Raw genomic sequence first — 12,050 nt, 5'->3', positions numbered from 1 at the left:
AAAAAAGGTACAATAGAATAGCAATTATTGCGATTTAAGAAGGAGGCGACATCCATTATGGCCATACAAGTAGACATAGCCGTGCTTGGAGGCGGACCTGGCGGTTATACGGCTGCTATTCGGGCAGCACAAGCAGGAAAAAAGGTAGCACTTATCGAACGGGACAAGCTCGGCGGAACCTGCCTGCATCAAGGCTGCATACCTAGCAAATCGCTGCTTAGAAGCGCGGAAGTATATAGAACGATTTTGACAAGCGCACAGTACGGGATAAACGTAAATTCCGATGAAGTGTCGCTTGACTTCGACAGAGTACAAGAACGTAAACGGGAAACGGTGGACCAGCTTTACCGTGGACTGCAAAGCTTGATGAAAAAACATGGCATTACCGTCATTCAAGGCAAAGGACGCGTAATCGGACCTTCCATTTTCTCGCCCAGAAGCGGGTCTTTAGCAGTTGAGCTCGCAGATGGCGAGATGGAGTCGGTCGTATCCACGAATCTTATTATCGCGACAGGTTCCAGACCGCGTTTGCTTCCTGGGCTCAAACGTGATGGCATACATATATTAACCAGCGACGATGCGTTGGAATTGGATAAGCTGCCAGCATCAATTCTAATCGTCGGCGGAGGAGTTATTGGTGTAGAGTGGGCATCGCTTCTGCAAGACTTCGGTGTAGACGTTACCTTAATCGAAGCAGGCTCCAGACTCATTCCTGGCGAAGATGCCGAAGTGTCAGCCGCTTTGGCACGCAGCCTGGGCCGAAGAGGCGTGCGAGTTTTGACCAGCGTCGAGCTTCAAAGCCAAACATGCGAAATTCAGGAGAGCGGCGGCGTATCCGTTAAAGGGGTAACGCCGGACGGCGACGTTACGCTTGTCGCTGAAAAAATGCTTGTTTGCGTCGGACGCGAAGGCAATGCCGACGGCATCGGGCTAGAAAATACCGATGTTCGCACAAATAATGGGTTCATCGTAACAAATGAATTCGGTCAAACGACCGAGCCGCATATCTATGCGATCGGAGACGTTGTCGGAGGCATTCAGCTAGCTCATGCCGCCGCTCATGAAGGCCTTGTTGCCGTTGACCATATTATGGGTGCCAAGCCGGCAGCTGTCGATCATCACCTCATCCCGAAATGCATCTATTCCAGCCCGGAGGTTGCTTCCTACGGATATACAGAGGACGCGGCAAGAACGAGGGGTTACGATATTAAGGTTGGCAAAATTCCTTTCCAAGCGATCGGCAAAGCGATTGTGTTAGGCGAACAGGAAGGTTTCGCCAAAGTCATCGCAGATCGGAAGAGCGGCGATATTCTCGGCGTACATTTGATCGGCCCCCATGCGACGGATCTTATCTCCGAGGCAGCGTTAGCAGGCTGGTTAAACGCGACGCCATGGGAGGTCGGCGCGATGATTCATCCTCATCCGACTTTATCGGAGGCGTTGGGCGAAGCAATGCTCGCTGTTGACGGGAAGGCAATCGTGTATTAAATAATGCTGTCAATTGGACCGAGGACTTACGTCGCAAGGGTGGATTTCTTTTTGCCGCAAAAGCAGTTATAATGGTTATAGTGAGGTCTTAGTACCAGGTTTTAAGAGTTGGTAAATAAGGAGGCTGTCGTTATGACCCAATTGTCTTCCGCTGGTCAGCAATTTCGTCATCTGGAGCTTGGGCTTACTTCCGAGCAAGCCGTAGATATGTACAAAATGATGGTCATGGCAAGAAAATTCGATGAACGCGTTCTGCTGCTGCAGCGCGCGGGCAAAATTAATTTCCACGTATCAGGTATCGGACAAGAGGTCGCCCAAGTAGCCGCCGCTTTCGCACTGGATCGAGAGCAGGATTACTATTTGCCGTATTACCGTGATTATGGTTTCGTGCTGTCTGTAGGGATGACGTTAAGAGATCTGATGTTGTCCGTGTTTGCCAAGGCAGAAGATCCTAACAGCGGCGGACGGCAGATGCCGGGCCACTTTGGATCCAAGAAGCTGCGAATCGTTACGGGCTCGAGCCCGGTTACGACTCAGGTGCCGCATGCAGTAGGCATCGCGTTGGCGGCCAAGATGAAGAAGAAACCTTTGGTCAGCTTTGTTACGTTCGGAGAAGGATCCAGCAATCAGGGAGACTTTCATGAAGGATGCAACTTTGCCGGCGTACATAAGCTGCCGGTCATTCTGATGTGCGAAAATAATCAATATGCGATTTCCGTGCCGATCCACAAGCAGCTTGCGGGCAAGGTTGCGGATCGAGCTCTTGGTTATGGGTTCCCTGGCATTCAGGTAGATGGCAACGACGCGCTAGAAGTGTATCGTGTTGTCAAGGAAGCGCGACAGCGCGCCGTAGCGGGCGAAGGTCCGACATTGATCGAGGCGATGATGTATCGTCTGTCTCCTCACTCCACCTCCGATAACGATCTTGCCTATCGGACGAAGGAAGAAGTAGACGAAAATCGGATGAAGGACGGCATTCCGAAGTTCAAACAATATTTGTTCGACTGCGGCTTGTGGAGCGAGGAACAGGAAACGGCATATGCTGCCGAGCTCAGGAAGCAGCTTGATGAGGCAACAGAATACGGCGATAAGGCGCCTTTTCCGACGCCTGAATCTACGTTGCATCATGTCTACGAAGGCGATGACAGGCAGGGGGGGATGAACTAATGCCGGTTATGGATTATATCGACGCAATAAGGCTTGCGATGAAAGAAGAGATGGAGCGCGACGAGGATGTATTCGTGTTAGGCGAGGATGTCGGCGTAAAGGGCGGCGTCTTCACGACGACAAAAGGGCTGCATGAGCAGTTCGGAGAGCTTCGCGCGATGGATACGCCGCTCGCCGAATCCGCAATTGCCGGCGTTGCCATTGGTGCCGCAATGGTCGGCATGAAACCGATCGCCGAGATGCAATATTCGGACTTTATGTTCCCGGCAACAAACCAGATCATCAGCGAAGCGGCCAAGATCCGGTATCGTTCCAACAATGACTGGAGCTGTCCTATCGTCATTCGAGCTCCGATTGGCGGAGGCATCTTCGGAGGGCTTTACCACTCCCAATGTCCGGAATCCGTATTCTTCGGCACGCCTGGTCTTAAGATTGTGGCTCCTTACCGTCCATACGATGCCAAGGGGCTTCTAAAGGCTGCGGTGCGCGATGCGGATCCCGTTCTCTTTTTCGAGAACAAGAAGGGGTATAAGCTGTTGTCGGGCGAAGTGCCGGAGGATGATTATATTGTGCCGATCGGCAAAGCGAATGTGCTTCGCGAAGGCGACGACATTACGGTCATCGGCTACAGCATGCCGCTTCGATTCGTAGAGCAAGCCGCAGAAGAGCTTGCCCAGGAAGGGATCAGCACTCATATTCTCGATCTGCGCACGATTCAGCCGCTCGATAAGGAAGCCATATTGGAATCTGTCCGCAAGACAGGCAAAGTGATGATTGTTCACGAGGACAATAAGACAGGCGGAGTTGGCGCGGAGGTGGCCGCGATTATCGTGGAGGAGCTGCTGTACGAACTGGATGCACCCATTATGCGGCTTTGCGGTCCCGATGTCCCGGCGATGCCGATCAACCCGCCAGCCGAGAAGTTTTTCCTGCTGAATAAGGACAAAGTGAAGGATGCCATGAAGAAGCTGGCTATGTATTAGGACCGTAAGGAGTGGAATGAGATGAAAACAATGACGGAAATCGTCATGCCGCAGCTCGCGGAGTCGCTCGTCTCCGCGACGATCGACCGATGGCTGAAGCAGCCTGGCGACAGAATCGATATGTACGAGCCTATCTGCGAGCTGTTGACGGACAAAGTAAATGCCGAGCTGCCGTCCACGGTGGCGGGTACTCTGGTGAAAATATTGGTGGGCAACGGGGAGAACGTGCCCGTCGGGACGCCTGTGTGCATCATTGAAACCGAAGAATCGGCTGCAAATACGCAAGAATTGCATTCTTCCCCAAGCGTTGCCGTGGAAACAGCTGGTCAAAGGGCCAATGATGACGATTCGGCGCCAATGCGCAACCGCTACTCGCCTGCCGTCCAGCAGCTTGCAAGCGAACATGGCGTACGTCTCTCTGATCTGACGGGCACCGGTCTTGGCGGACGCGTAACCCGCAAGGACGTGCTCTCTTATGTCGCGTCCGGCAAACCCGGCGCATCTGCTGCAGCTGCTTCGGCGTCTGGCGTTGATCCAAAGGCGCAGGTCCGTTCCTCGGGGATTCACTTGTCGGAGACGCCTCGTATCCCTAAGATCGAGGTGGAGGGCACGACGTTACCCGGGCGGGGCGAGACCTTTATCGACGTAACGCCGATACGCAATACAATCGCGCGCAACATGCGCCAGAGCGTAAGCGAAATTCCGCATGCCTGGACGATGATCGAGGTGGATGTGACCAATCTCGTGATGCTGCGCAACAAGCTTAAGAACGAATTCATGAAGCGCGAAGGCATTAACCTGACCTATCTGGCATTTCTGCTCAAGGCTGTCGTAAATGCCATCAAGGATTATCCCATCATGAACTCGACTTGGGCCGTGGACAAAATTATCGTAAAACGCGATATCAATATTTCGCTTGCGGTGGGAACGGAGGATTCCGTACTGACGCCGGTTATCAAGAATGCCGATCACAAGAACGTCGCCGGGCTTGCCAAAGAAATCGACGAGCTGGCGCGGAAAACGCGGGAAGGCAAGCTGAACTTATCGGATATGCAGGGCGGAACGTTTACCGTCAACAATACGGGGTCGTTCGGATCCATCTTGTCCTATCCCATCATTAACTACCCGCAGGCGGCCATTCTTACGTTCGAGTCGATCGTAAAACGTCCGGTCGTCATCAACGATATGATCGCGGTACGCTCCATGGCAAATCTTTGCCTGTCGCTCGACCATCGAATTCTGGACGGCGTCATCTGCGGCAGGTTCCTGCAGCGAGTAAAGGACAATCTGGAAAGCTTCAACATGGAAAGCACACTGTACTAAAGAGGGGATAGCGATGACGGAGAGAGAAAACCATTATGCCTCCGGAATGCTGGATGCCCGATATATCGGACAAGTTCCGTACGGCGAAGCATGGGATATGCAGAAGGCGTACGTGAAACAAATCGATGGGGGGGAGCGCGCCGAGACGCTGCTCCTTCTTCAGCATCCGCCGACATATACGCTTGGCTCCGATCGGCATCCGGAGCACTTGCTGCTGGATCAGGAGGAGTTGGCGGCACGTGACATATCCGTGTTCGAGATCGATCGAGGCGGCGATATTACCTACCATGGCCCCGGACAGCTTGTAGGGTACCCGCTGCTGTATCTGGATGCGGTCGGACTGGATCTTCATGCGTATCTGAGGTCTCTGGAACAAGTAATCATCGATTGGCTAGGCGGGCATGGTATAGAAGCGGGGCGAAAGCCGGAATATACGGGTGTATGGGTCGGGGACGAAAAAATTGCCGCAATCGGCATCAAGTTCAATAAAGCGCGTCACCGCAGGGGCTTTATTACAAGCCACGGCTTCGCGCTTAACATCAAGTCCGGCATCGCGAGCGAAGGTTTCGGCGGCATCGTGCCCTGCGGCATCCAGCAATTCGGCGTCACTTCATTTAATGATTTGACGGGCCGGAGCTTGTCCGTAGAGGAAGCCGCGGAGGAGCTGCTTCCTTACTTCTTGAAGCAATTCCGATACGAACGGACGGACAATGGCGCTTTAACCCAGGAATAAGGAGCCGACACCAGCGAGTACGGTCGTAATGAGCAGTGTGCCCGCGACGATGATGGCTACGAGTCGGATCATTTTTTGCCTTTGCATGTGGAAAACGACGCTCCTTTCTTATCGCTATATGGGCTGCAAGGACCAACCTATCAAAACTATTGTAAACGAAATTCGGGACGGAGGAAACAGCATGATAAAAAAGGATCGTCTGGTTAACCAGTTTATGGAGCTAGTCCAGGTAGACAGCGAGACAGGTCATGAAGGCGAGATCAGCAAAGTATTGAAACAGGAATTTACGGCTTTGGGTTTGTCGCTGTCGGAGGATGACGCAGCCGCTAAGACGGGACATGGCGCGGGAAATCTTTTCGCCATGCTGGAAGCGACTAAAGGCTGCGAAGGCGCTCCAGTCCTGTTCTTCACGTGTCATATGGATACGGTAACGCCGGGCAACGGAATCAAGCCGCAACTGGACGCCGACGGCTATATTCGCAGTGACGGCACGACGATTCTTGGCGCGGATGACAAAGCGGGGATCTCTGCTATGTTCGAAGCTATTCGCGTGCTCAAAGAAAATAATATCCCTCACGGCCGAGTGCAATTCGTCATTACCGTTGGCGAAGAATCGGGATTGCTGGGAGCAAGATCTCTGGATGCCAGCAAGATGGAAGCGGAATTCGGATATGCTCTCGACTCCAATGGCGCGATCGGCGACATTGCCGTTGCAGCTCCTACGCAAGCGAAAGTGACGATCAAGCTATATGGCAAATCTGCGCATGCGGGCGTTAATCCGGAGGATGGCATCAGCGCGATCCAGATCGCCGGCAAAGCTATCTCTCGCATGCCGCTGGGACGGATTGACACGGAGACGACGGCGAATATCGGCAAGTTCGAAGGCGGCGGGGCAACGAATATCGTTTGCGATTTCGTTACGCTCTACGCGGAGGCTCGGAGCATCGTGCAGCACAAACTGGACGCTCAGCTGGAGAAGATGAAGGAAGCCGTTTTGTGGGCTGCTCAGGAGTTCGGCGGTCGAGGCGAGTTCGAAAGCGACGTTATCTATCCCGCTTACCAGTACGACGATGGGGACGATGTTGTAGAGCTGGCCAAGGAAGCGATAAAAGCAATCGGCGCCGTTCCCCGTACATTCCATTCCGGCGGGGGCAGCGACGCGAATATTTTTAACGGCATGGGGATCCCGACCGTTAATCTGGCGGTTGGTTATGAGCATATCCATACGACAAAAGAGCAAATCAAAACGGATGATCTGCTCAAGGTGACGGAGCTTGTCGTGGAGCTGATCAAGAAAGCTTCCCTTCGGAAGGCTCGCCAATCGTAAGCAAAACAAGGTCGGAGTCGGATAGCGGCGCGTTCGAGGATCCAAGCAAAGCCCGGATAGGCGGGAGCGATCTCGTATAATCGGACAACAATCCGGCTCCTTTTGCGGAGGCAGCCAAACGATTTAATTCGCGGCGTACTTCCCAGCCTTTGCCGATGACGCGAAGATGATGGTCGGATACGTATTGTTTCATCTCAATCCACTCCCGTTCATGGTTGATTGCACTGAAGTACCTTTAGAAGATGGATATGACGGGAGTGGACAAGTTATGTCTAATTACATCGGTTATTTATAACATTTTGAAGGGGGAGGCACAGATGAGCGACAAGCTTTCTCAGAAGCAGGAGATGCAGAAGCAAGAGCAGGAGCGTCCGGAACTTTGGCGCGAGGAAACGGTTAGCTCGGAGCAAATATTCGAAGGACGTATTATTTCGCTGCAGGTGGATACGGTGGCTCTGCCAGGCGGACGCACTGCAACGAGGGAAATCGTAAGGCATCCCGGAGCTTCGGCTGTCATGGCGCTGCTGGACGGCAAGCTTCTTGTCGTGGAGCAATACCGCAAGCCGATGGATATCTTTCAAGTGGAAATTCCGGCAGGCAAGCTGGACGGCGACGAGGATCCCGCGCTGGCGGCCGCAAGAGAACTGGAAGAAGAGACGGGCTATCGGCCAAAGGGCCTTAAGCTCATCTCGTCCTTCTATACGTCGCCGGGCTTTGCTGACGAGAAACTTTATCTTTACTTCGCAGATGAGCTTGAGAGAGGCGAGCAGAACCCCGACGAGGATGAAGATTTGTTTGTCGAGGCGATTACGCTGGAGCAGGCGGAGCGCTACATCTCGGAAGGACGCATCAGCGATGCCAAGACGATTCTTGCTGTCTATGCCTGGAAGCTGTATCTGCAGACTGGCGCTATTTAGATTCCATGGAGGATGTCCATCTTCAGCATGATGACGGTTCGTTCTATTGCCCGGCATAAGCTGTCCAATGCTTTCATAAGAATAAAGAGACAACCCTTTCGAAGTCGGAAGGGTTTATTCTTTCCTATGGAGAATGGGGTGCGCGGCCTTGAAATACAGGACGAACTTATATATTTTCGTAGCGGTGTTATTTGTAGTCGGCGCCGTATTCGGCGCTTTGATTGTCGGGGCTTTGACGCTGGAGCAGCAGCAAGAGCTGGCAGGAGAGATCAACCGCTATGTGCTATCGGTGGACGGAACGGCGGATGCAAGCGCCGAAACGCTGTTCTGGGACCGATTCTGGTTTCACTTCAAGTGGGTTATGCTGATCTGGATTTTGGGCATCGTCGTTATCGGGGTTCCGGGCATCTTGGCGCTTAATTTCCTCAAGGGAACGCTGATTGGTTTCACGGGAGGCGTTCTGGTACAGCAATACGGCTGGAAAGGAATTGTATTTTTTGTTTTATCCGTAGCGCCGCAAAATGTCATTGCCGTGCCAGCCATGATGATCGCCAGTGCGGCGGCGATTACCTTTGCCGTCTACGTCGTGAAGCACAGGCTGCTGCTCCAGCAGCAGAAAGGTGAGCTTCTGCCCCAGCTTGGCATGCTTACATCGACTGTTATGATCATGTTATTTTTATTCGCCGGCTCCGCGTTGTTCGAGGCGTATTTGTCACCCGTAATCATAGGTTGGGCTTCCGCTTACCTGCCACCACCAAACGGCATCATTTGACAGAGAAACGTTTGACTTTCTGACGGTATTCCCCATATAATTGTAGTTGACGTTTCCGTAAACTGGATGCGACATGTTGGCAGGGGGGAAACCATGGAAGCCCGGATCGAGACTATAAAGCAGCAATTACAATCGCAGGGCTACAAGCTAACCCCGCAGCGCGAAGCGACAGTAAGAGTATTGCTGGAGAACGAAGAAGATCATCTGAGCGCAGAGGATGTTTTCATGCTCGTAAAGGATAAGGCGCCGGAGATTGGTCTGGCTACCGTATACCGGACGCTGGAGTTGCTGAGCGAAATGCATGTCGTGGAGAAATTGAACTTTGGCGACGGCGTAGCCCGATATGACTTGAGGGCGGACAACAGCAAGCATCACCATCATCATTTGATCTGCGTACAATGCGGAAGCATGGAAGAGATCAAGGAAGATTGGCTGCTGCCTCTTGAAGAACGGCTGGAGCGCGAATACGGGTTCGCCGTTGCAGACCATCGACTTGACTTCCAGGGTGTCTGCAGACGCTGCCAGGAGAAGAACAACCAACCGAATGAATAACGGAGGCTTCGTCATCCAGCCATGGATGCAGGAGTCTTTTTTCAACTATACCTCTGGACGCGGCCGCGAAAAGCAAAATGGACCATGGCCCTGATAGAGGTTTTTTTCAATTCCAGGAAAGATTAAGTTTTCTCCATTTCTCCGTAATTGACCTGTCATTCTTGGCAAAGTTACATAATTTAAGCCCGCGCTGGATATGGTACGCTTGAGGAAGTATGTACAGGAGGTGATGTGGGATGAAGATCGGTGTGCCGAAGGAAATCAAACAAAGCGAAGGCCGCGTAGCGCTTACCCCTGCAGGAGTGACGATGCTAAAGGCAGCCGGCCATGAAGTCCTCGTCGAGACGAATGCGGGTGAGGGCAGCGGATTTCTGAACGCGGATTACGTGCGGGAAGGCGCATTAATCATGGATTCGCCGCAAGAAGTTTGGGCAGCGGACATGGTCATGAAGGTAAAAGAACCTCTGAAGGAAGAGTTCAAGTATTTCCGCGAGGGACTGATGCTGTTCACTTACCTGCACCTGGCGGCGGCGCCGGAGCTGACGAAGGCGCTTGTCGATAGCGGCGTTACGTCGATCGCTTATGAAACGATCCAGCTGCCGAACGGCAGTCTGCCGCTGCTTGTGCCGATGAGCGAAGTAGCGGGGCGCATGGCGGTGCAAGTCGGGGCGCAATTCCTGGAATCCTTCTATGGAGGCCGTGGGGTACTGCTCGGCGGCGTGCCGGGTGTTCCACCAGCGGAGGTTGTAGTCATAGGCGGCGGAATTGTTGGCACAAATGCGGCCCGGATGGCGCTGGGTTTGGGAGCTAATGTCATCATTATCGAACGAAGCGCGGAGCGGATGCGCTACCTGGACGAAGTGTTCGACAGCCGAATCCGCACGCTTATGTCGAGTCCGCTCCATATTGCGGATGCTGTCAGTCATGCGGATCTCGTCATCGGCGCCGTGCTGATCCCAGGCGCCAAAGCGCCGCATCTGGTGACGGAGGAGATGGTTCAACGCATGAAAAAGGGTTCCGTCATCGTTGATGTCGCCGTAGACCAGGGAGGCTCGATCGCTACCGTCGACCGTCCAACCACGCATAGCGACCCTGTTTACGTTAAGCACGGCGTTATTCATTATGCCGTTGCCAATATCCCCGGAGCGGTTCCCAGAACCTCTACATTCGCCCTTACGAACGTGACGATGCCATATGCTCTGGAGCTTGCGAACAGCGGCTGGGAAGCCATCAGACGAAGCGTGCCGCTGCAGAAAGGCGTTAATACCCATGCCGGGAAGCTGCTAAATGAAGCCGTAGCTAGCGCCACGGGCATTCCTTATACTGAGATCGACAAGTGGCTGGACAGCATATCATACGACCGGCTCGATCCTTAAGAGGTTGTTCAAAAAGTCCGCCGAACTTTTTGAACTCGCACTTTAAGAGTCGGCATAATCGGATAAGCCTCCTCATAAGGTGGTACGAACAGCCCCTGCAAAAATAGAGCCAGGCTGACGCCGGAACTGCGCGCATGGGGGCGTTCGTACGAAGGAGGCCGATCCTGTGGTAATATCGTTTAAAAGCTGGTTTAGCCGGATGCTCTTTGTCGTCCTGTTCGCAGTGCTGCTTGTGATCGTTTCTGGCGGATACCGCTGGCTGCTGGATGTCGTCTCGCCCTTGCATCCTTACCAAAAACCCAAAGGCGACGCCCTTAAGGTGCTGCAGCAGGTTCCCTCTTCGCCGGAGCACGGCAATTCCGCCAACCGTCTTCGCTGGTTCTACTGGTATGGCGAATAAGAAGCGAAAAGAAGGAAAAAGCAGGACGGATGTGGAATGTCATGAAGGTCATAGCAGCATAATGTTGCCAGCACGAAGCTGTAAGCGCGAAAGGAAGTCACGACTTGAAAGCTCAATTGGAACATTACATACGTTATTTGCAGGATGAACGCGGATTGTCCAAGAACTCCGTAGCCTCTTACGAACGGGATCTCCATTCTTGTTATCTTTACTGCGAGGAAAATGGCATTGGCGCCTGGGAATCGGTGCAGCGTCAGCACCTGGCTTCGTATATGCACCGGTTGAAAGAAAAGGGATTGAAGGCGGCTACGATCTCTCGCCGCGTTGTTGCCGTGCGTGCTTTTTTTCATCACTTGCTGCTAAACGGCAAAATCCTGCGGGATCCGTCGCTGTATCTGGAGTCTCCCAAGCTGGAGAAACGGGCTCCCCAAGTGCTGTCTGTTGATGTAACGACCGCTTTATTGGATTCGCCCAAGACGGACAATGCCTCCGGCAAACGCGATAAGGCTATGTTAGAGCTTCTGTATGCGACAGGTATCCGGGTGTCGGAGATGGTGGCGCTTAACATCGAGCATGTCCATCTGCAACTGGGGTACATTCAGTGTACGGGGAGCGGCTTGAAGGAGCGCGTCATTCCATATGGCAGTCATGCCGACGCAGCCATTAGGAGCTATCTCGCCGAAGGAGGACGGGATGCGCTGTTGACCGGGCGGGACGACGGCACTGCCTTGTTTTTGAATCATCTGGGGACGAGAATGACGAGACAAGGCTTCTGGAAGATGGTCAAAAAATACGGCAAGGAAGCACAAATCGAGGAGCAGATTACGCCCCATACGTTAAGGCATTCCGTCGCGTCCCATCTACTGGAGGGCGGCGCGGACGTCAGGACCGTGCAGGAGCTGCTGGGACATGCCGATATCGCCACGACTTTAAAATATTCGCAAAGCGCCAAGAACAGGCTTAAGGATGTTTATCAGGGAGCGCATCCAAGAGCCTGACATAGAGAGGGTGG

General features: G+C 53.2%; 13 protein-coding genes. 12 read left to right on the top strand and 1 reads right to left on the bottom strand.

Going from position 1 to position 12,050, the window contains the following annotated elements; genetic code table 11:
• Positions 1 to 57 precede the first annotated feature (57 nt).
• The 6 genes from lpdA (at position 58) to B1748_RS06460 (ending at position 7,021) form a co-directional block, all read left to right on the top strand.
• Positions 58 to 1,488 carry a dihydrolipoyl dehydrogenase gene (gene lpdA, locus B1748_RS06485; RefSeq protein WP_087567071.1) on the top strand — a complete coding sequence of 477 codons (1,431 nt, stop codon included), beginning with the start codon at positions 58 to 60 and terminating at the stop codon, positions 1,486 to 1,488.
• Between the two features lie 132 nt (positions 1,489 to 1,620).
• Positions 1,621 to 2,655: a thiamine pyrophosphate-dependent dehydrogenase E1 component subunit alpha gene (locus B1748_RS06480; RefSeq protein WP_087567070.1), complete on the top strand. Its 1,035-nt coding sequence runs from the start codon at positions 1,621 to 1,623 to the stop codon at positions 2,653 to 2,655.
• Positions 2,655 to 3,638, top strand: coding sequence for an alpha-ketoacid dehydrogenase subunit beta (locus B1748_RS06475; RefSeq protein WP_087567069.1), 984 nt, complete (start codon positions 2,655 to 2,657; stop codon positions 3,636 to 3,638). The genes B1748_RS06480 and B1748_RS06475 overlap by 1 nt, the downstream gene beginning before the upstream one ends.
• A 21-nt stretch (positions 3,639 to 3,659) precedes the next feature.
• A complete protein-coding gene (locus tag B1748_RS06470; RefSeq protein WP_087567068.1) occupies positions 3,660 to 4,961 on the top strand; it encodes a dihydrolipoamide acetyltransferase family protein in 1,302 nt (433 codons plus the stop codon).
• Between the two features lie 13 nt (positions 4,962 to 4,974).
• Positions 4,975 to 5,694 carry a lipoyl(octanoyl) transferase LipB gene (gene lipB, locus B1748_RS06465; RefSeq protein ID WP_087567067.1) on the top strand — a complete coding sequence of 240 codons (720 nt, stop codon included), beginning with the start codon at positions 4,975 to 4,977 and terminating at the stop codon, positions 5,692 to 5,694.
• Between the two features lie 181 nt (positions 5,695 to 5,875).
• Positions 5,876 to 7,021: a M20/M25/M40 family metallo-hydrolase gene (locus B1748_RS06460; RefSeq protein ID WP_087567298.1), complete on the top strand. Its 1,146-nt coding sequence runs from the start codon at positions 5,876 to 5,878 to the stop codon at positions 7,019 to 7,021.
• Here the strand turns inward: B1748_RS06460 and B1748_RS06455 are convergent.
• The gene (locus B1748_RS06455) at positions 6,984 to 7,214 is read right to left on the bottom strand and encodes a hypothetical protein (protein WP_087567066.1); all 231 of its coding nucleotides are present in this window, start codon (positions 7,212 to 7,214) and stop codon (positions 6,984 to 6,986) included. The two genes, B1748_RS06460 and B1748_RS06455, sit on opposite strands and share 38 nt — an antisense overlap.
• A gap of 124 nt (positions 7,215 to 7,338) precedes the next feature.
• Between B1748_RS06455 and B1748_RS06450 the strand changes: the two genes are divergently transcribed.
• The 6 genes from B1748_RS06450 to xerD all read left to right on the top strand — a co-directional run bounded on the left by B1748_RS06450 (position 7,339) and on the right by xerD (position 12,036).
• Positions 7,339 to 7,938 (top strand): NUDIX domain-containing protein, encoded by a 600-nt coding sequence (locus tag B1748_RS06450; protein ID WP_087567065.1) that lies wholly within the window; start codon positions 7,339 to 7,341, stop codon positions 7,936 to 7,938.
• Between the two features lie 148 nt (positions 7,939 to 8,086).
• Positions 8,087 to 8,710 carry a stage II sporulation protein M gene (gene spoIIM, locus B1748_RS06445; RefSeq protein WP_256975555.1) on the top strand — a complete coding sequence of 208 codons (624 nt, stop codon included), beginning with the start codon at positions 8,087 to 8,089 and terminating at the stop codon, positions 8,708 to 8,710.
• A 93-nt stretch (positions 8,711 to 8,803) separates the two neighbouring features.
• A complete protein-coding gene (gene fur, locus B1748_RS06440; RefSeq protein WP_087567063.1) occupies positions 8,804 to 9,262 on the top strand; it encodes a ferric iron uptake transcriptional regulator in 459 nt (152 codons plus the stop codon).
• A gap of 236 nt (positions 9,263 to 9,498) precedes the next feature.
• Positions 9,499 to 10,638 carry an alanine dehydrogenase gene (ald, locus tag B1748_RS06435; protein ID WP_087567062.1) on the top strand — a complete coding sequence of 380 codons (1,140 nt, stop codon included), beginning with the start codon at positions 9,499 to 9,501 and terminating at the stop codon, positions 10,636 to 10,638.
• Between the two features lie 166 nt (positions 10,639 to 10,804).
• Positions 10,805 to 11,038 carry a DUF4227 family protein gene (locus B1748_RS06430; protein WP_087567061.1) on the top strand — a complete coding sequence of 78 codons (234 nt, stop codon included), beginning with the start codon at positions 10,805 to 10,807 and terminating at the stop codon, positions 11,036 to 11,038.
• Between the two features lie 104 nt (positions 11,039 to 11,142).
• Positions 11,143 to 12,036: a site-specific tyrosine recombinase XerD gene (gene xerD, locus B1748_RS06425; RefSeq protein ID WP_087567060.1), complete on the top strand. Its 894-nt coding sequence runs from the start codon at positions 11,143 to 11,145 to the stop codon at positions 12,034 to 12,036.
• Positions 12,037 to 12,050 lie beyond the last annotated feature (14 nt).

Source organism: Paenibacillus sp. MY03, from assembly GCF_002165585.1.
Classification (GTDB): Bacteria; Bacillota; Bacilli; order Paenibacillales; family Paenibacillaceae; genus Pristimantibacillus; species Pristimantibacillus agaridevorans.
Note: the sequence above shows the minus strand (reverse complement) of the source record. Positions and strands in the feature narration are given on the sequence as shown.